Here is a 19,897-nt window from a genome sequence, read left to right on the forward strand (position 1 = left end):
TTCCAAGGCGTTCAGACGGCAGCGTCATTGAGGTGGCATGCGCTCTTGTGTCCGGCAGCAACCACCTTCAGTCGCGGCGCTTCGGTCCGGCAACGAGGCATCGCGTGCGGGCAGCGCGGGTGGAAATGACAGCCGCTCGGCGGCGAGAGCGGGCTCGGCAATTCACCTGTGATGGCGGCAAAGCCGCGTTTGGTGGTTTCGATCCGCGGCACCTCGGCGAGAAGCGCCTGCGTGTAGGGATGGTTGGCCCGGGCAAATATCTCCTGGGACGGGGCCTCTTCGACGATGCGGCCGAGATACATGATCGCCACCCGATCGGAGATGTGCTCGACCACCCCGAGATCGTGGCTGATGAACAGGTAGGTGAGGTTCAGTCTCTCGCGCAGGTCCATGAAGAGATTGAGGATTTGCGCTTGGATCGAGACGTCCAGAGCGGCAACGGCCTCATCGCAGACGAGAAATTCCGGCTGCACGGCGAGCGCGCGCGCAATGCCGATCCGCTGGCGCTGACCGCCGGAAAACTGATGCGGAAAGCGGTGCTTCAATGCCGGATCGAGGCCGGCACGTCGGAACTGTTCATCGACAAAGGTGCCGAGATCGCCGCCGACCAGCCCGTGAACGCGCGGGGCCTCGCCGACGATATCGGCCGCTTTGCGGCGCGGATTGAGCGAGGCATAGGGGTTCTGGAATATCATCTGCACGCGCAGCTTGGCTTCACGCCGCTCGGACGGCGGGAGCGCCTTCATATCCTTGCCGCGCCACGATACCGATCCCCTGGTGGGCGACACAATGCCCGCGACGATCCGCCCCAGCGTGGACTTGCCGCATCCCGACTCGCCAACGAGGCCCAGAACCTCACCCGTGCGAACGGCGAGACTGACACCGTCGATCGCCTGCACCCTTGCCGCCGGTTTGGCAAGTTTGAGCGAGATCGCCAATCGAGCAGCGAGATCGGGCCGAGTGCCGAAGCTGTGAGAAATCTCGTTCAGCTCGATCAGCGGCGTCATCCCGCCAGAACCCGGTGAGGAGCTTTGAATGTTTGCCGCAACCGGAGTGGAGGAGATCATACGCGGAGCTCCGGCAAGGGATGGACGCAACGGTGCTCGCGCGGGCCAGCAGCGAACAGCGGCACCGCCTGGGCACACACCGCATCGGCACGTGCGCAGCGCGGGGCGAAAGCGCATCCGGTCGGCAGCCGCGCAACACTGGGCGCCATTCCGGGGATCTGCCGAAGCCGCTCGCCGCGCTGGTTGCGGCTGGGAACGGAGTCGATCAGACCGGCGGTATAAGGGTGCAGCGGACGGGCGAGAACGTCCGACACCGGACCGGATTCGACGATGCGGCCCGCATACATCACTGCGATCCGGTCGGCGAGCCGCGAGACGACGGCGAGATCATGCGTGATCCAGATCAGCGACGTGTTGTTCTGCGCCACGAGCTTTTGCATCTCGGCGAGAATCTGCGCCTGGATCGTCACATCGAGCGCGGTGGTCGGCTCGTCGGCAATGATGAAGTCCGGCTGGTGCAGCAGCGCGATAGCGATAACGACGCGCTGGCGCATGCCGCCGGAAAACTGATGCGGATAGGCCTGCAGCCGCTCGTCCGGGCTCGGAATCCCGACCATACCGAGCGCGTCGCGCGCCCGCGCCCTGGCATCGGTGCGCGAGACGTTTTCATGCGCCTGCACCGCCTCGATCATCTGCGTATCGATGCGCAGGACCGGGTTCAACGTCATCATCGGATCCTGGAAGATCATGGCCATGCGGCGGCCGCGCAGCGCTCGCATCTCCTCGCGGCTGGAGCGGGTGATGTCGCGGCCGTTGAAGACGATCTGACCGCCGACGATCGTCCCGGGCGGATCGACCAGGCCGATGATGGAAAAGCCAGTGACCGACTTGCCGGACCCGCTTTCGCCAACGAGACCCAGAACCTCGCCGCGCGCGACGCTGAACGAGACGCCGTCGACGGCTTTTGCTTGTCCGAAATGGGTCCTGAGATCGCGGACTTCGAGTACGGTCGCATTCATTCGCGCCCCCGCGGGTTGAGCACGTCGCGCAGCCGATCACCGACGAGGTTGATCGCAACCACGGTAATCAGCAGCGCTACGCCCGGATAGAAGCTGATCCAGGTCATGCCGGAGAGCATGTACTGGTAGCCGTTGGCGACCAGCAGGCCGAGACTGGGCTCGGTGATCGGCACACCCAGGCCAAGGAAGGACAAGGTCGCCTCCAGCGAGATGGCGCGCGCCACCTGCACCGTCGCGATCACGATCAGCGGCGGCAGGCAGTTGGGCAGCAGATGGACGAACAGAATGCGCCATCGTGGAATAGCGAGCGACTCCGCTGCTTCCATGTATTCCTTGCGCCGCTCCACCAGCGCCGTGCCGCGCGCGGCACGCGCGTAGGTCGCCCATTCGACGATCACCAGAGCGAGTACAACGTTGAGGATTCCTTTGCCGAGAAAGGCGAGGATCATCAGCGCAACGAGAATGGAGGGGAAGGAGAGTTGCAGATCGACGATGCGCATGATCGCCGTCTCGGTCCGACCGCCAACATAGGCGGCGAGCAGGCCCAACGAGGCGCCGAACAGCGCTGCGAAAAGCGCCGAGCTGACGCCGACGCCGAGCGATATGCGCAGGCCATAGATGATGCCGGAAAGCATGTCACGACCCTGGTCGTCGGTGCCGAGCCAGAACGTCATGCCCGTCATCGATTGCGAGCCGGGCGGCAGGCGACTATCCATGATGTCGAGCTGGTTCAGGTCGTAGGGATTTTGCGGCGCTATAAGCGGCGCAAGCAGCGCCAGCCCGATAACCGCGGTTAGCAGCACGAAACCGATAACGGCGGCGGGCGAGCGGAAGAATGCCCGCACGAGCACTTGAAACGGCGCCTCTTCACCCTTTTCGGCCTCGACCGGCATCGGCGGCGGCAAGGTGTCGACGCTCATCTCACGATCCCTCGCCCTGGAGCCGCACCCGCGGGTCGAGTGCCGTATAGGTCAGGTCGACGACGAGATTGATGATGACGAAGAAGGCGACGATCGCCATCAGGTAAGCAGTGATGATCGGACGGTCCAGCACGTTGATGCTGTCGATGATCAACTTGCCCATGCCCGGCCAGCTGAAGACGCTTTCGGTGACAACCGAGAAGGCGACGATAGAGCCGAATTCCAGGCCGATAATGGTTACCACCGGGATCATGATGTTCTTCGAGACGTGGACGCCGATCACGCGCGTTTCTTTGAGGCCCTTGGCCCGTGCGAACTTGACGAAATCGAGCGGCAGGACTTCGGCGACGCCGGCGCGCGTCAGGCGTAGAATGAGGCAGGCGTCGAACAAGGCGAGGTTCACCGCCGGTAGGATCAGGTGGGCAAGGCCGTCTTTGGTCAGGAACGCCCATTGGACGCCGAACAGTTCGGCGGTCTGGCCGCGCCCACCGCTCGGCAACCAGCCGAGTTGCACGCCGAAAAACATGATCAGCACCAGCCCGACCCAGAAGGTCGGCAGCGAGAAGCCGAGGATGCTGACGGTCATGATGACGCGGCTCAAGATGCCGTCCGGCCGCAGCCCGGCATAAAGCCCGAGCGGCACGCCGACGACGATGGCGATGAGGATGGCAGCGACGGCCAGCTCGAGCGTCGCCGGCAGTCGCTCCAAAATCACCCTGATCGCCGGCTCGTTGTAGACGTAGCTCTCGCCAAGGTCGCCATGCAGCGCCGCCCAGAGGAAGCGGAGATACTGCTGCCAAAGCGGCAGGTCGAGCCCGAGGGCCTGGACGACGCGCGCGCGCTCGATCTGATCGGCGTCGGGAGAGATCAGAATGTCGACGGGGTCGCCGATGACGTTGATCGCGATGAAGACGATGAGCGTCATGGCGAACATGACCATCACGGCCTGGAGCAGCCGGCGCACGACGGCTGCGGTCATGGCATCGCTCTCCAGCCTGATTGCCGGAAAGGCTCGTCGGTCGTCTGTGCGCGGCACATCACGCCGGCACCGCCATCGCCATGCCGTCGCGCTGCGGATCGGCACCGCCGCGGCAAACTCCGTCTTCGATCTGGATGCCGTGAAGGGCGGCAAAAGCGTAACTTTGCCAGGAGCGCTTCACCTCGTAGCCCCTGCCCTCGATTTCTTCAGTGACATAGCGCGGAATGCGATTGGAGACGTCGATTGTGTTCGACACCGCCACGATCCTCGGGGCGGCCACCGCTTCGGGCATGCTCATATCGAAATCAATGAGGTTCATCAGGCCCTGCGCCATGGACGGCGCGATATAGCTGCCGCCGGGCGCTCCCATGACGATCACGGGCCGGTCGTCCTTGAAGACGATGGTGGGCGCCGCAGAGCTGGCCCGCCGCTTGCCGGGAGCCAGCGATCCGGCCCTGCCCGGCCTTGGGTCGAAGCGGCTCATCGTTCCGTTGTACATGAAACCCAAGCCATCGGTGATCGCCCCCGACGGACTGCCCAGCGTGTGGGTCAAGGCGACGGCGTTGCCCTCCCGGTCGACTACCGAAATATGAGTCGTCTCGCGCGGCGACCGGTCGTCGACGCGCTCGATCCTGGCGCGCAGCCCAGCCTTGATCTCGGCGGCAAGCCCGCCGCAATAATCGCGGGACAGCAGCCGCCCGATCGGAACGTCAACATAGGCAGGATCGCCGAGGTGGCGGTCCTTGTCGATGGTCATGCGCTTCATCGCCTCTGCCAGCAGGACGATATGCTCGGCACCGCCATGCTCCATGGCTCCAACATCAAAATGCGCGAGGATGTGGAGCAATTGCAGCATGGATATGCCGCTGGCGGGCGGCGGGCTGGTCGCGATATCGTAGCCGCGATACTCGCCCCAGAGCGGTTGCGCGGTAGAGAGCTCGTAGCACGCCAGATCATCCGTCCCGATGAGGCCTCGGTTGGCGGCCATGTCGGCGGCGATTTCTTCGGCGATCTCGCCCTTGTAGAAAATGTCCGGACCGGCCGCCGCGATGCGCTCGAGCGTTTGAGCGAGATCGGTGTTGACGACGACGTCACCTGGCAGCTTCACCGTGCCGTCAGAGCGAAAATAGATTGCGCGCCCCGTGTTGCTGAAGCGCAGCTTGTCAAGTGTCCGCACTTCGCCGGTGTCGACGCCGTCCTGCGACCAATACCAGTGGACATGCGGGCGGACCATGAAGCCTCGCCTGGCCTGCGTGGCGGCGGGTGCGACGACATCGGCCCATTCAAAAGTGCCATATCTCGCCAGCGCCTCAGCATAACCCTTGATACTGCCCGGCGTGCAGACGGCGAGGTAGCCGATCTCGCTGATGCCGCCTTCCAGCAGAAAGGCGAAGCCATCGCGAGACTGGCCGACCAGGAGGTCGCTCCACATTTCGGGCGATGCTTTGAGCGGCGCCCTGGCGTAGAATTCAAGCACCTCGTGCACGCCGCGTCGCGGCATGTAGACCTGCATCGAGCCAAACCCCCCGATGCCGGCCATTTGAGGGTCGACGACGCCTTGCATGAAAGCGCAGGCGATCGCCGCATCGACGGCGTTGCCGCCGCGTTTGAGCACCAGCGCGCCCGCCTCGACCGCCTCCGGCTGCGGCGCAACGATCATTGCGTTCATCTTGAGGCGTTCCGTCGTTCCTTGAGCGCCTGGGCCAGGAAATCCTTGACCGGATCGAGAACCGCGTCGCGTTCGTGGGATACCCCGGGCAACAAATCAAAGCGTACGCGCACACCGGCTTCCTCGAACGATCGACACAACGTCCTGAGGCGTTCCGGCCTCGTTTGTCCTGCATCGTTGGCGCCCGGCATCCAATGGGTGCTGCCTTGGACATGCGTGATTTCCCAGGTCTCCAGGTCGGCATCGCCGACGATCATCTGGACCGGCACTTTTGCCAGCGCTGCGGCGTCGAAGGTGATGCCGAACTTCTCCGCCAGGTCGCGAATGCCCACCCACCAGTCCCGCGTCGGATCGAGCAAGGTCACCGAGCCTGGCGCACCGATCGACGCCGCCCAGAGCCTGTCGGGATGGAGGATGGCGAAGCGATGGGTGAAGTGCCCGCCGCCGGAAAATCCGAACATGGCGAAGCGGGTCCAGTCCTGACGGTATTTCGCGACAACTTCCTCGACTATGGCGAGCAGCACCTGATCGTAGCGGATGTCGCCCTCGATCATGTATTTGTATCCGCTGCGGGCGTCGTCGCCGAGAACGCCCATTGGAAACACCGGGCACAAGATGGCGCAGTCGTTCCAGCGTCCGAACTCGGCGAACGCGTCGCGGAAACCCAGGAACGAGGTGCGGCCAGTGCCATGGACGGCCACCAGCAGGTCGACTTGGGCGCCTTCCCCAACCGCGGGCGGTACATACAGGCAATAGTGGAAGCGTGGGTCTGATTTGGAAGCAAAGATGGCGGTCGCGCCAAGATCGTATGTAGCGCGACCGCGATCCGCGACGGATCCCGTGGCGATGCTCGTCAAGTCTACAACTCCTCAGACAGTCTTGGCATTCATCGCCAGCGTATACTGGTCGGCCCGCGTCGTGAACTGAAGGTCCTTCCGGGCAGCCACGACGAGGACCTCGTGGTGCATCGGAATCACAGCGACGTCGTTGAAGACGATCTCGCTGAGCTCCGAGAGCATCTTTTCGCGTTTGGCATCGTCCAGCGTCCGCTTCGCCACAACCAATTTGGCATCGAGATCGGGGTTGGAGTAGCGGCCCGAATTGGCAATACCCATACCGGCATCCGGGTTCTGCGTCGCGACCAGCGCTGTCATCGGGTTAGAGGTTTCGCCCGTGTTGACGCCCCAGGAGTCCAGATTGATGCTGAACTCATGGGCATCCGCCTTGTCGGCATAAACCGACCAGGGCATGACCTCGACGCTGACTTCCAGGCCGATGCGGGAGAACATCTGGGCCACGGCCTGCACGATCTTCGAATCGTTGACGATACGATCATTGGGCCCGTGGATCGTCAGTCGGAAGCCGTCGGGGTAGCCAGCCTCGGCGAGCAGGGCCTTGGCTTTTGCAGCGTCGAATGGAACGGGTTTGATAGCAGCCGAGGTGCCCGGGGCGCCGGCAGGCAGAAACTGCGAAGCGACAATGGCATTGCCCTGCATCAAGCGCTCCACAATGGCGCTGCGGTCGATCGCCATGGACAGCGCCTGCCGCACGCGCAGATCCTTCAGCGGGTTGCGGTCGAGCGGCTTGCCGTCCTTGCCAGTGATGAAGGGCGTGACGTCCCGGAACGTGTCCAGCGAGAAGAAGACGACCCGGCTCGAGACGCCGCGAATGATGTGAAAGCGCTCGTCTTTTTCGATGCGAGCAACACCCTCGTAGGGCACCTGTTCAACGAGATCGAGATCGCCGGCGAGCAGGTTGGCAAGCCGCGCGCCGGCATCGGTGACGATGCGGAGCTCGACGTCCGGCAAAGCAGGCTTCGGTCCCCAGTAGTTTGGATTGGCGGAAAGCGCGACACGGTTGCCGGAAACATATTCCTTCAGCACATACGGGCCGGTGCCGATCGCCGCGGTGCCGTCGTTGAACTGATCGCTAGGGGTATCCTTGAACTTGGCGCGGATGATGCGAATGCGACTGAGGGAATTGGGCAGAAGCGGCTCCGGCTGCTTGGTTTCGATGAGAAGCTTGCCGGGTTGGGGCGAGGTGATCGAGTTGATGTTGCGCGTGTAGGTCCGGAACGACGCCGTGCTTTCGATGGTGTTGGCCCGGTCGAATGAGACGACGATGTCGTCTACGGTGAGCGGCTCGCCGTCGCTGAAGCGCACGTCGGGCCGCAGGTCGAACTCCCAATGGGTGTCGTCGACCACGCGCCAGGCCGTCGCGAGCCCCGGTCTGGAGATCGATTTTTCGTCGTTGATGACGAGCGTGTCGTAGATGTGGGTGGCAAGCGCGTTGTTCGGCGCATTGCTCTTCAGATGCGGGTCTAGCGTCGTCGGCGGAGCAGCCATGCCGATCCGCAGCTGGCCATTTGCCGCGGCCTGGGCAAGCCCCGTCCAGCTGATGCCTTGCAAGACAGCGGCACCCCCGAGCGCCCATTGCATCAGCGCACGGCGCGATATTGTCCGGTTCATCATTGGTTCTCTCCGTGTCCACTCTGGATAGTTCCGTCGGAGGAGTTCTTTTCCGCTGCCGCTTGCCATCATCGAGCCCAGCCCAGGATCCGCTGACGGTGCCGGCCTCCTTCCTGACGGGAGTTGAAACTAAAGCTCCTCCGTTTGTCAATACAGATAAACCATTGTTTCACTGGACGAGACAAATTTTCTCGTTTAGGCTTCAGCATGAGAGTTTTGGCGAGGAAACGAGAAATGACCGATCAGGCAGACACCCGGTACACAGTCGATTCCGTCGATCGCGCGATCAGCTTGCTGCAGACTGTGGCCGGAGAGGCCGATCTTGGCGTTTCCGAAATCGCGCGGCGTTCCGGCGACAGCAAGGCACGTGCTTTCCGGCTTTTGCAGACGCTGGTGCGACGCGGTCTGCTGGCGCGGTCATCGGATGGAAAAGGCTATCGCCTCGGCCTCGCCGCGCTGATGCTCGGCCACGCCGCCAGCGAACAGATGGACCTGATCCGCATTGCAAACCCTGTTCTGGAAGAACTCGGTCAGGCGATCGGCGAAACCACCCAGCTGCGAATCCGCGATGACCAGGAAAGCCTTTGCGTCGCCAAATGGGAGCCGAAGCGGGACCTTCGCGTCAATGCGATTGTCGGCCGCCGGCGGCCGCTACATGCCGGTTCGAGCAAGGCGTTCCTGGCCCATATGGATGATGAGGAGCGCGAGGCCATTCTTTCGGGCCCGTTGAAGCGCTTCACCAAGAAAACTGTGACCGATCCTCGGCTTCTAAGGGGCGGGCTCGAGCAAATCCGCAAGGCGAAGTTTTTCGTCAGTCGCGGCGAGATCAACGACGATCTGATTTCGATCACCGCACCGGTGTTCTTGGCACCGGGCAAGATAATCGCGGCGCTGAATATCGCTGCCCCGGAAAACCGGGTGCCGGAGGAGCGGATAAGCGAACTGGGCGGTATGGTAGCCCGGGCCGCCCATCGTATTTCCGCCGCCCTTGGCTTTCGCTCGCCGGCCAATGAGATAGCGAGTTGAACCGGTGCCAAACATCACACGACTTCCTTGGCGGATTGGGATGAGGGGTGTATCTCCGGAACGGTGAAAATCGACACCTCGCCCTTGAAGCCTTGGAGTTCAAAGGCGCCTGCCTGCACAACCGGCATCGATGCTCCTTGCGCAAATCCGGGACCAAGCACCAGAGGGATGCTCAGCTTTTTGGTGGTTGACTCGAGCCGTGCGGCGCGGTTCACCGGCGAGCCGATCGCGGTGTAATCGAAGCGCCGTTCGGAGCCGAAATTCCCTACGGAGCAGATGCCAGTCTCGATGGCGACGCCGATTTGGATAGAGGGGTGCCCGCGCGCGGTGAACGCGGCGTTTTCGCGCCTCACCCGTTCGATCAGGGCAAGCCCCGCTTCGAGCGCGCGCTCGCGATGATCTGGCTGGTCAAGCGGCGCGTTCCAGAAGGCTAGCACGGCATCGCCCATGAACTTATCGATGGTCCCGTCCCGCTTGAGTATCTCATCGGTCGCAAGGCCGAGGAAGTGATTGACCACCTTTGCGATTTCTTGGGCATCGAGTTGTTCGCTCATCGCCGTGAAGCCGCGTATGTCACTCAGCAGGATTGTGATCTCGCGCTTCTCTCCGGACAGGATCGCTTCGGTATCCGAATTTGCGAGGCGCTGCACCACGGAGGGCGACAGATATTGGGAAAACTGCCGTGCCAGGGTGGACCGGCGCTGCTCGCTGCGCCTGTAGAGGACATAGCCTTCGAAGCCTGCTAAGAGGATCGTCGCAAGCGCCGGCTGTAGTGGGTCGTAGAGCTTACCCTGCAGGCTGTATTCGAGAGCGCCGAACGCGAAGGGCGTGGCAACAAGGAGCGCCAGAGCGAGGGCGCCAAGCATGACACGCTGGGCGAGAACTCCCGAAAGTCCGATGAAAACGATGCCACTGAGGACCAACCACAGCCGCTCGAGCGTACGCGCTTGCGTTGGCTCTGCAAGATAGCGCGCGGCAAGCATCTGGCCGATTGCATCAGCGTGGATCTCCACGCCTGGTCGCGCCGGACGCGTCGGGGTTGGCAGGTACTGCATCAATCCCACGGCCGACAGGTCGACAATGGCGATGGCGTTCCGCAGCAGCGGATCGCCGCGGCCCGAAAGAATACTACTGGCAGATATGCGCGGCGTATTGGTGTCGGTTTCCCAGAGGCGGATGCTGCCCTGCGGCTCGAGTGGCACGATGGTCCCGGCCATCCTGAGCGCGTCAAACCCGGCGGCATTCATCCGGGCTACGTAGCCGTTCTCTCCGGCGTAGAGGCGCAGGAGTTCGAGCGCGAAGGACGGCCAGAGCTGAACGCCTTGAGCCGTATTTCGGAGCCAGAGCAGCGGCACATGGCGTAGTACGCCGTCGGGATCCGGCAAAGTGCGAATTGCGCCGAGGCCTGCAGCGGCGCTCGAGAAATCCGGAAGCGAGCCTGTCAGACCGGTGAAGCCAGGAAGAGTCTCGGGTACTTGCCCGACGATCGACCAGCCGGCTTTGGGCTCTGCTTCTGAAACCGTCGCCTCGTTACCCAGGCTGACGGCGAGCGCCGTTCGATTTTTCGCCAGTGCGCTGGCGAGGCGCTTGTCTCCGGCGATGCCATCAGGAGAGATGTCAGCCTCGGGCAGCATCAGCGCAAGCCCGATCACCGCGGCACCGGACGCGGCGACACCATCGACTAGATCGGCCAAAAGGCCACGGTTCCAAGGCCATCGCCCATATGCCTTAAGGCTCGCGTCGTCTATCGAGACTATGACAACAGGATTGCTCGTCGCCTCGCGCGGAGCGAGAAACTGGTAGAAGTCGTACGTACGCTCGCGCAGGCGCGATAGCGGCCCGTCGAAAGCAAAATGGCAAGCGAGCAGCAAGAGTACGACCGCAAGACCAGGTATTTTCCGCCTGGCAGCCCGCCGCCAATCAAGCGAGGGGCTCATGCCGATCGGCCGGGCTTACCGGCAGTCGGGAAAGCAGTCATCATCCTCATCATCCACCCCGCTGCCTACAGGGGGCGTTGAGCTGTCAGGGAATTCCATGGCCACGCCGGGCAACGCGCCGTCGGTGGACTTGCAGGCTTTGAGCGAGTTGCCGAGTGCTGACGCACAAATCGCGCTTACGTTCAGCCCCGGACCCGGTTCGCCTGGCATGCCGGTGCCGGCTATCCGATCGATGCTGTCCAATATCGGGAAGGCGTCGATACCGCCGTAGCCGGTCAGCAGTTTGCCATTGTCCGACGTGCAGGCGTGGCCCGGGTTTGTGATCACGAGCTTGCGACCATTCAACATGCAGGTCATGCGGCCGGCGCGCAGTATGCCGACGGTCTGACCAGCTATCACAAGCACTTCAATGATGCCGCCTCTGGCTCCGAGCACCATGTGTGGCGTCGCAACTTGCATGTCGCCGCCCTTCGAAACCTGACCGCCGTAGAAACGGGCCAGGCCGCTGTTCATCCTGATGTCGATCTTTCCTGATCGGGACCCCGGATTGTAGACGAATTCATCGATCGTCAGGCTGGTGTTCGGACCAATCTTGGCGCTCGACTCGTCCCGGAACACGAGCATTCCCAGACCGGTGATATTGCTGCGCAGTTGGTCGCCGAGTTCGACGGCAGCGCCGACGTTCATCGCCTCGCGGTCATTGCGGATGATGTCGGTCTGGTAGGCCGTCATGGACCCGACCGTTTCAGCGACAGACGGTGCCGCAAAGCCAAGGCAGGCGATACAGGTGGCTATCTGACGATACAGGGTCCTCATCGCGGTCTCTTTCAGTTGAGCGTCAACGTGTAGCTCACGAGCAATTCGAATGAATTTCGGTCGCGGCTAGCGATATCGAAGTCGGTTTCGCGATAGGCGAGGTCGACGCTGACCTTCTGCCACTCAGTGAGCTGAAAATCGCTTTCCGAGGCAATGCGCCAGAAGTCGCTTTCTATGTTCGTGCCGATGCCGACGGACAAGTCGGGAGTGTCGCTGTGGCCGGCCGAGACGGCGACCTGGTGAGACCATACGAACAGGTCCGGTACTTCCATCAGCACGCCGCCGTACCGGATCTCGCCCATGTAGCTGCGGCCGATTTCGCCAGATCCGGAGGCGAAGTCATTCGAGCCGACCAGGCGCAATCCGAGCGCCTGGCCATTGCGGAAGCGGTAGCTGCCGCCTGCCTCATAAAAGACCCTGCTATCGGCGAAAATGCCTTGCGAGGCGCTTAGATCGATGTAGCCGCCGCCTGCAAAAAGCGTCGTCTCGACGGTCGGGCGCACAAGAAAGCGTCCACTGAGGCCGATGCCGGTTTCGTGGATATCGCTGTCGAAACGATCTGTAACGGTAAACGCCGAAAGCAGCAGGCGCAGCGAATCGATCCCACTGTTGGGCAGCCCCTTGTCCCAGGTGATCGCGGCGTTGCCGTGGATGAAAGTCTCCTTGCTACCCGGAACCGACAGGTCTGGCGTGAAAAAACGCTGTGTCGCCGTCAACGACCCTGAAAGAACGAGAGCGTCGGCACTTGGCGTGCCGAGGTCCCATCGCACAAAGCCTTCCGCCCGCCCATAGGGCGAGACGAAGCTGTCGTCGTCCTGGGCCCCACCGGGCTCAAAATCGGTGAATGCGCTGAACACGCCGCCGGTCAGGGCGAGTTCCCAGGTGACGCCACGCAACGCGCGCTCGATGCGGGCAAGCAGGCGAACAGCTTCCTGCTGCTCAGCCGCGGACAGGCCCCCGACCTCGATGCCGTACTGCACCTGCCGCCGGGCCAATTCATAGGAGCCGACATGATAGTACAACCGGCTGGCCGCAAGCCGGGCGCGGGCATCGCGGGGATATTTGATGAGATACTGCTCGACCGACGAGATCGCCTGATCGTACTGCCCGGCGTTGACGGCAACCGTGACGAACTGGGCGAGCGTTCTGTTGTCGGCCGGACTGGCGATGCGGGCTGAAAAAGCATCGTCATAGGCCGGATAGGGACCTTGTGCGCCGGCCGGCGATATGCCGGTGCAAAGCAGCGCCGCGGCGAAGCCGAAGATCATTGAAAACGAGGAATGCATGCCGAGAAACCCACCCCAACCCGACTAGTGCAGCGATCTAGCACGCCTGCACGAAAAAAAGCGACAGAACTGGCACAAAACCTTCCGACTCTTCAGCAGCTGTTGCAGCTGCGCAACAAACTATCGGGTTCATTCGCATTTCGGCTACCCTGGTTGGCCAAGCATCTTCTCAGCGTTGCTGGACTTCGAGCAAGTATTCGGTACAAACGGCAACTAAGCCAAATCATAATCAGCCGTGGATCGCGCAGCCGACAAGATCAATATTGTTTGCGCGATTCTGCGCATATCTGGTCGCCGCCTGACGCATCAAGTGTCACATGTAGCTCATCCGAAGGTCTTCCGTCGCGTTGCGCAAGCGGTCGGAGAGCTGGCGGGCGATGCTTCTCAGGACGGCCTGCGCAATGTGCGGCCTAGCCTTTGTTATCTTGTTGAACGCCCACGAGGTCAGCTTATAGGCAACAACATCCTCGTCGGCGATCACGTCCGTCGAGCGTGGTCGCTCGGTCAGGAAACCCATTTCGCCCACTGTGCATCCAGCCCCGATGCTCGCCAGCCGGCGCCGCCCGCCAGGCGTAATTACCCAGACGCTGATACAGCCGCGCGTCAGCATCCACAGTCGGTCCGCCGGATCGCCAGCGCGGCACAGCACTGCGCCCTTCGGGAATTCGACGTGGTCGAGATAGCTCATCAGCACCTTCAAATCTTCCGGCTGCGTGGTCATGCCGAAATCGGTGCGTTCGAGTGGCACCTCTATCACGGAGCGGGCTGCACTGTCGGTCCGCTGCACGATTTCCTCTTCGAAGCGCTCCAGCGCTGTTTCGAGGTCGGGGTAGATATTCGGTCCATTAGGTTGCGACGTGCACTCCTCCAGAACCTGGGCATCCTTGAGGTCACTGAAGAACAACCGCTGACCACGCCTGGCGCACCGAGCGGCGATCTGCTGCAATGTCAATGCGCCGGAGGCGTCGATGTCGCTGACGGCGCGGAAATCGAGAATGATCACCCGCACGGCGATGGGCAGCCGGTCGATCTCCTCCGCGAGCTCATCGGCATTGCCAAAGAATAGCACCCCCTGCAGCTCGAAGACTGCAAGCTCCCGCTCGTGGGCCGCCAGCAACTCGTTCTGAGCTGTGGAACGGATGCGCCTGGAGCGCGTCTTGCCGACTATCTCCTTTCGCCGCACCACGGGCCGGTTCATTTCGATCATGAAGACGATGCAGGCCAGCGCCACGCCGACCACGGCGCCGACAACGGGTTGGCCAAGCACTGTGGCGAGCGCCACCGTAGCGACTACGCCGATATTGCGCTGTGCCTGGATGCGGCCCGTCGCATCCTTGCCGAAGAGTGCCTGGCGCGCGGTCCGCAGCGCCCAACGGTCTATGGTATTGATGCCGACGAAAACCAGAATGGCGGCCAGCACAACCAGCGGCATCGAGAAGATCAGACCCGGGAACGCAAGGATGGCCGCAAGCAGCACCGCCCGGCTCGCAAATGTCGAGGCGCGCGTGCGCCCACCGGCACGATGGTTGGCGGCAGTCAGCGAGGCTGACGTGGAGACGAACAGCCCGCCCATAATAGGGGAGACAAGGTTGGCGATGCCCAGCCCGACAAGGGCGCGGTCCGGACCGATCTGAATGTCAGCCAGATTGCGCGCCGTGCGGAGGGTGAAGACCGTGTCAAGCGTTCCCACGATCGCCAGGGTCAACGAGCCGGCGATCAGGGTCCACCAGATATCTCCGAACCCGAGCCGGAGTGCGATGGCAGCGTCGTGTAGGCCTATCGGCGCCCAACCGCCCAGATCGATCGTGCCGACAACGGGGCCGAGCTCAATGCCGGGCGCCCACAGACGGGCAGCATGGTAGATCAGATAGCCGATCAGCAGGCCGGCAAGCAGCGCCGGAATCCTGGGTGCATGTCGCGTGATCACCACCATGGTCGCGATCAGCGCAAGACCGAAGGGAAGTCTTGTCAGAGTAGCGAGGCTGAAATCTGCCGCCGCGACCCCACTCCAGGACGAGACCGCGAGAAGCACCGGGGTCTGACTCTTGATGATCAGGATGCCAACGCCCGAGATGAACCCGGCGACAACCGGGTGGGGGGCAAGCTTGACGATTCGGGCGAGTCCGGTCGCCCCGATGAAGATCATCCAGAAGCCGGCCAGCATTACGCATCCGACGAAAGCAAGCAGCGCCTGGGTCGTGTTGCCGTCGAGAGCGACGAGCAAGGATCCCAGCAGGCTGGCCTGGATCAGTGAGTTGCTGGGCATGGTCGTCACGAAGGACGACCGTTGAAACACGGAAGCGACGATGCCGCCGACAATGGCCGCGATGACGCCGGCAAGCGCGCCTTCCGCCACCCGATCCTCGCCGAGCGGCGAAAGGGCAAGGACGCCGGAGGAGATGCACATTGGCAGCGCTACGCCAGCCGTCGTCACACCTGCGGTCAGTTCCTGGGCCAGAACGCCCAGCCCGGCGCTCAAGCGGCGCGCAAAATCCGTCTGTGTCCCAACCTGCTCAACCACCATTCAGAGCCCCTACAACCTCACGGCGGTGATCCCGCCAACGCCATCCTTAATGTCGGCACGCGTCCGCGGCCGCGACCCACTACAGCACGAGCGTAGTGGCCAGCCCCAGCATCAGGCCCATGCCTACAATATCTGTCACCGTGGTAAGGAAGATCGCGGAAGCCACGGCCGGATCGGCGCCGACCCGCCGCAGGCCCAACGGGATCAGCACGCCGGAGATCCCGGACATGAGGCACGATCCGGACATGGCGAGCAGGATCACAAGTGCCAGCATGGGCGCCTGGGATGCCGACTCCGGTTGCTGCGAGGCGTAGAACCACATGGCCGCGGCCGCCACGAGACCGACGAGCAGGCCGTTGGCGATCCCGAGCGCTCCCTCCCTCAGCACCAGGTGCAGCTTCGATCGTTTGTCCACATCCCCTAAGGCGAGGCCACGCAGCGTAATAGCCAGCGCCTGGCAGCCGGTGTTTCCGCTCTGTCCGGCCAACACCGGGAGGAACGCCGCCAAGGCGACGATTTTCTCGATCGTGCCTGTGAACGAGCCGACCACGAAAGCGGCTATGAAGGCCGTCAGCAGGTTGAGCTGCAGCCACGGATGGCGTTTCAAGAAGGCTGAAAACAGCGGCGTGAAAGAACGCTCCTCCTTCTGGACACCCACCATCTGGCCAGGCTGGGCAGAAATCTCGATGATTTGCTGCTCGAACAGCCGCCAGCCGCGAACCTGCCCGAGCAGCCGGTTCTCCGCGTCCACCACGGGATAGACAGGGTAGTGACGGCGTACCGCCGCCTTGCAGGCTTCGCTCAAAGGCATATCGAGGTGAAGGGCGAATGGACTTGCCAGCATGATCTGATCCACCGTCGCGTCGGCCTCGCTCAGCATCAGATCGCGCAAGACCACCAGGCCAACCAGTTTATCGCCATCGTCCGTGATGTAGAGGTAAGTCAACTCGGTCGGCACCTGCGCGCGCCTGACGGCCTCGACCGCGGCGGCTACCGTCGTCCCGACAGCAACGCTGGCGGGGATCGGGTCCATCAGCTCGACGATGGCCTCGGGGATCGCGAGATCCTTTCCGTCGGTATGAGTTTTAATGGGCCTCCTTTGCGGTGGCAAATACTCCGCCACCTTCCGGGCGTGCCTATCCGGTAACAACTCTAGTGCGTCGCGGATGAACTCGGGAGACTCTCGGGCTAGCAATTCAGCCGCGTCGTCAGGTGCTCGAGCACGCAGCGTGCGCACCAACTTCTGAATGTCGTTCTCTTGCCTCATCTGTTCCCCCAACCTCTAATGTTGCGCCTCTTGAGCTTAAAGACCGCACCGGTTCGCTCTGCCCAGGCGCACGGTGGCCCAAGCGCCTCGATCCGGAAATCTTCGCCTTCTCAGGGCGCCGAGTAGACCGAACCCAGACAAATCTGAGCCATTGCGTGGGTGCATACAGGCGGGCTGTAACGTCAGCGTGTCGCCAAGAGAATTGTCGTGTTGCCGAAATTCACCGTCGATCCCTGGGCTCCGCGAGCACGTCGCAGCCCCAGCGGCGAAGTAAGGTCGGCAATGGGCCGTCGTGGCCCTGTTCATTAGGGTGCGCTCAGCCCGACAGTTTCCGGTGTGAACGGCCGCGCTTTAACCTGGGAAGATGGTGAAACCGCCATCGACGCGAATGACCTGCCCATTGATGAAGCGCGCGCGCGGACCGGCGAGGAAGGCGACCGCTTCGGCGACCTCTTCGGGCTCGGCATATCGGTTCAGCGATTTCTTGCTCGAGTCCATACGCTCCGGATCGACGACGCGGCTCGCCTGGAAGCGTGCCGTCTTGGTGGCGCCGGGGCTCACCGCATTGATGCGCACGCCATCGTCGATCAATTCCTTGGCCAGGCAGCGCGTATAATGGACGACGGCAGCCTTAAGCGTGGAGTAGACCACCTCCGGCGAGCATCCGATATGCGCTGCCGCCGAGGCAATGTTGATCACCGAGCCTGAGCCGCGATTGACCATAGGCGGAATGAACGCCTGGCAGACCAGCATCGTACCGATAAGATTGTTCTCGGTCAGAACCTTGATGTCATCATAGTTGATGTCGAGCGCGTTGTTGGGACTGGGCTTTACCCCCTTGGCGCCGATGTCGCCGCCGGCGCAGTTGACCAGAACATGCACATCGCCGAGGTCCGCCTCGATCTTCCTCTTCATTTCGGCGACGGCTTGCGTGTCGCCGATGTTGCCCGTGACCGCGGTCACTCGTGTCCCATGCTTTTCCAAACCCCTGGCGGATTCGCCGAGGTCTGCGAATTCGCCATATTGGGATGGCCGGGTCCAATCGAGATCGTGAATCGCGACGTTTGCGCCAAGTTCGGCCAAGCGTTCGGCCATCACACGGCCGAGGCCGCGTCCCGAGCCAGTCACGAAGGCAGTCAGGCCACTGAGTTCTCGGGCGGTCATGCTGATTTCTCCATTGCAATGAAATCGAACTTCTTCATGTTGGCGGCGCTGCGCCGGATCATGTCGAGCTCATACGAAACGAGCGCGCCGTCATCGTCGCGCTCCCACGGCGTCCGGTAGTCGGCGTCGTCCGCAAGACGGTTCACGCGCGCAGCACTCAGGCAGGCCGCGAACTCGCGCGCGGTCTTCGGCGCATATCCGTTCCACCAGTCGTCGGTGAGACAGCGAACGTGACGGGCCTCCAGCGCGCCTGGCTCGAGCACGGCCGTTAGCGTATCATGGTGCTCGGCGAGGATGGCTGCCAGTTCGGCGAATGGCACGGCGCCATCGCCGATCGCGCAGCGGACCAGACGGTAGCCCTCATCCGTGAACTGCACGCGATAGTCCTTGAGGTGAACGTGGCGGACATGCGGCGCGATCCGCCGGGTGAAGGAAAGCGGTGCCTCGCCGACAGGGAACGCGTTGCCTGTATCGTAGGTGATGCCCACACCGGGCCCGCCGAGTTCGCAGAACGCGACCAGTTCGTCGCTGCCGAAATCCTGATGGTTCTCGATGCCGAGCACGCGGCCCTCAGCCGCCGCACGCGGTCCCCATTCCGTCAAGGCGGCGCGGATCGTCGCGTTGAACTCGCTCCATTTCGCGCCCCAGACGTTGCGGTCGCCGCACAGGACTGGGGTCAGTGCGATACGGATCGTTGTCGCCTCGAGCAGGCGCGCAGCCCGAAATGCGTTGTGCAACGGACCTGCCAAGAGAAGTCCGCCACTTACCACCGGGACGATGTCTAGCGCGGTCAGACGCCTGCGCAGGTCGACGACCTCGGCGTCCGGCAAATCGGTCAACCACGGTTCGTAGATCTCGAGCGTGTGTGCGCCGAGTTCCTGCGCGAGCGCTATGAAGCCTTCCAGCCCCGCCCCATCCGGATTGTGCCGCGGCGTACCGCGGCCCTGCAAGCCGAGATGGTAGGTCAGTCCGTAGGGATTGAGGCCGAGACGAAGCATCAATTTGGTAGTCCCTTTGAAAGATGTGGAAGCGATCGCATCAGCGCAGACCCGCATCCACGGCGATGGACTGCTTCGTGATCATGCGGCTGTCATCGGCGGCAAGGAAGAGCACGGTCCGTGCAATCTCTTCGCCCAGCAGGACGCGGCGGATCAATTGCCGCTGCACCGTCTGGTCGATCGCGTCCTGCGTCTTGAACCACAACGCGCGCTGCCGCTCGGTGATGACAGCGCCGGGTTCGACTGCATTGACGCGAATGTTGTCGGATCCGAACGACCGCGCCAGCGCGCGCGTCAGCGCCACCACAGCGCCTTTGGCGGTGGCATAAGCCACCATCTGGTCCGCCCCGAAACGCCAGGCGATGGAAGAGAAGTTTATGATCGAGCCAAAGCCGAGTTCCTTCATATGCGGATGCACCGCCTGCGCGGCGAAGAAGTGATGCCGGAGATTGACGTCGAAGCTGCGATCCCAATATTCGGCTGTCACCGCGTCAACCGCATGGCGCTGATCATCAGCAGCGTTGTTCACCAGGACGGCGACCGGACCAAGCTGCGTGCGTACGCCTTCGACCGACGCCTGCAGCGCAGCGACGTCGGTCACGTCGCAGTGGAGGTACAACGGGGCCTGCTTGGCGGTACCACCGAGCTCGCGCACCAATGCCACCGCGGGTTCATCCTGCACATCGAGAAAGCTCACGCGGGCGCCATTCGCCACGAAAGCACGGACCATATCGGCCCCGATCCCGGAGGCACCGCCGGAGATCAGCACGACGCGATCGGTCAAGCTCGGATAAGTCGCGAATTGTTTGGACATCAG

General features: G+C 62.7%; 16 protein-coding genes. 1 reads left to right on the forward strand and 15 read right to left on the reverse strand.

What is annotated here, in order from left to right; genetic code table 11:
• Positions 1 to 11: 11 nt before the first annotated feature.
• Genes A9K68_RS27130 through A9K68_RS27160 form a run of 7 tightly spaced genes read right to left on the reverse strand, consistent with a single transcriptional unit; the run spans position 12 to position 8,065 of the window.
• Complete coding sequence (locus A9K68_RS27130; RefSeq protein ID WP_065007062.1) at positions 12 to 1,007, reverse strand: oligopeptide/dipeptide ABC transporter ATP-binding protein; 996 nt, start codon at positions 1,005 to 1,007, stop codon at positions 12 to 14.
• A 56-nt stretch (positions 1,008 to 1,063) separates the two neighbouring features.
• The gene (locus tag A9K68_RS27135) at positions 1,064 to 2,026 is read right to left on the reverse strand and encodes an ABC transporter ATP-binding protein (RefSeq protein ID WP_065007061.1); all 963 of its coding nucleotides are present in this window, start codon (positions 2,024 to 2,026) and stop codon (positions 1,064 to 1,066) included.
• Entirely contained in the window at positions 2,023 to 2,919 is an 897-nt protein-coding gene (locus A9K68_RS27140) for an ABC transporter permease (protein WP_065007141.1), read from the reverse strand. The genes A9K68_RS27135 and A9K68_RS27140 overlap by 4 nt, the downstream gene beginning before the upstream one ends.
• 28 nt (positions 2,920 to 2,947) lie before the next feature.
• On the reverse strand, positions 2,948 to 3,925 hold the full coding sequence (locus A9K68_RS27145; protein WP_065007060.1) for an ABC transporter permease: 978 nt from the start codon (positions 3,923 to 3,925) through the stop codon (positions 2,948 to 2,950).
• 58 nt (positions 3,926 to 3,983) lie between these two features.
• Positions 3,984 to 5,594 carry a gamma-glutamyltransferase gene (gene ggt / locus A9K68_RS27150; RefSeq protein WP_065007059.1) on the reverse strand — a complete coding sequence of 537 codons (1,611 nt, stop codon included), beginning with the start codon at positions 5,592 to 5,594 and terminating at the stop codon, positions 3,984 to 3,986.
• Entirely contained in the window at positions 5,591 to 6,451 is an 861-nt protein-coding gene (locus A9K68_RS27155; RefSeq protein WP_065007058.1) for a hydrolase, read from the reverse strand. Before A9K68_RS27155 ends, ggt begins: the two co-directional genes overlap by 4 nt.
• A 12-nt stretch (positions 6,452 to 6,463) precedes the next feature.
• A complete protein-coding gene (locus A9K68_RS27160; RefSeq protein ID WP_082982247.1) occupies positions 6,464 to 8,065 on the reverse strand; it encodes an ABC transporter substrate-binding protein in 1,602 nt (533 codons plus the stop codon).
• 120 nt (positions 8,066 to 8,185) lie between these two features.
• Between A9K68_RS27160 and A9K68_RS27165 the strand changes: the two genes are divergently transcribed.
• Complete coding sequence (locus tag A9K68_RS27165; RefSeq protein ID WP_163603075.1) at positions 8,186 to 9,088, forward strand: IclR family transcriptional regulator; 903 nt, start codon at positions 8,186 to 8,188, stop codon at positions 9,086 to 9,088.
• 14 nt (positions 9,089 to 9,102) lie between these two features.
• Here A9K68_RS27165 and A9K68_RS27170 read toward each other — a convergent pair whose 3' ends face one another.
• The 8 genes from A9K68_RS27170 to A9K68_RS27205 all read right to left on the reverse strand — a co-directional run bounded on the left by A9K68_RS27170 (position 9,103) and on the right by A9K68_RS27205 (position 19,894).
• The gene (locus A9K68_RS27170; RefSeq protein ID WP_065007056.1) at positions 9,103 to 10,959 is read right to left on the reverse strand and encodes an adenylate/guanylate cyclase domain-containing protein; all 1,857 of its coding nucleotides are present in this window, start codon (positions 10,957 to 10,959) and stop codon (positions 9,103 to 9,105) included.
• A gap of 81 nt (positions 10,960 to 11,040) precedes the next feature.
• Positions 11,041 to 11,841: a FecR domain-containing protein gene (locus A9K68_RS27175; protein WP_082982244.1), complete on the reverse strand. Its 801-nt coding sequence runs from the start codon at positions 11,839 to 11,841 to the stop codon at positions 11,041 to 11,043.
• 11 nt (positions 11,842 to 11,852) lie between these two features.
• The gene (locus A9K68_RS27180; RefSeq protein WP_156768228.1) at positions 11,853 to 13,127 is read right to left on the reverse strand and encodes a tetratricopeptide repeat protein; all 1,275 of its coding nucleotides are present in this window, start codon (positions 13,125 to 13,127) and stop codon (positions 11,853 to 11,855) included.
• Positions 13,128 to 13,440: 313 nt separating this feature from the next.
• Positions 13,441 to 15,606 carry a SulP family inorganic anion transporter gene (locus tag A9K68_RS27185; protein WP_163603076.1) on the reverse strand — a complete coding sequence of 722 codons (2,166 nt, stop codon included), beginning with the start codon at positions 15,604 to 15,606 and terminating at the stop codon, positions 13,441 to 13,443.
• A 124-nt stretch (positions 15,607 to 15,730) separates the two neighbouring features.
• On the reverse strand, positions 15,731 to 16,918 hold the full coding sequence (locus tag A9K68_RS27190) for a magnesium transporter (protein ID WP_065007139.1): 1,188 nt from the start codon (positions 16,916 to 16,918) through the stop codon (positions 15,731 to 15,733).
• A gap of 351 nt (positions 16,919 to 17,269) precedes the next feature.
• The gene (locus tag A9K68_RS27195; protein WP_065007052.1) at positions 17,270 to 18,082 is read right to left on the reverse strand and encodes an SDR family oxidoreductase; all 813 of its coding nucleotides are present in this window, start codon (positions 18,080 to 18,082) and stop codon (positions 17,270 to 17,272) included.
• Positions 18,079 to 19,080 (reverse strand): sugar phosphate isomerase/epimerase, encoded by a 1,002-nt coding sequence (locus A9K68_RS27200; RefSeq protein WP_065007051.1) that lies wholly within the window; start codon positions 19,078 to 19,080, stop codon positions 18,079 to 18,081. Before A9K68_RS27200 ends, A9K68_RS27195 begins: the two co-directional genes overlap by 4 nt.
• Before the next feature lie 40 nt (positions 19,081 to 19,120).
• Positions 19,121 to 19,894 (reverse strand): SDR family oxidoreductase, encoded by a 774-nt coding sequence (locus A9K68_RS27205; protein WP_065007050.1) that lies wholly within the window; start codon positions 19,892 to 19,894, stop codon positions 19,121 to 19,123.
• Positions 19,895 to 19,897 lie beyond the last annotated feature (3 nt).

This window comes from Mesorhizobium sp. AA22, assembly GCF_001672375.2.
In the GTDB taxonomy this organism is placed as follows: Bacteria; Pseudomonadota; Alphaproteobacteria; order Rhizobiales; family Rhizobiaceae; genus Mesorhizobium; species Mesorhizobium wenxiniae.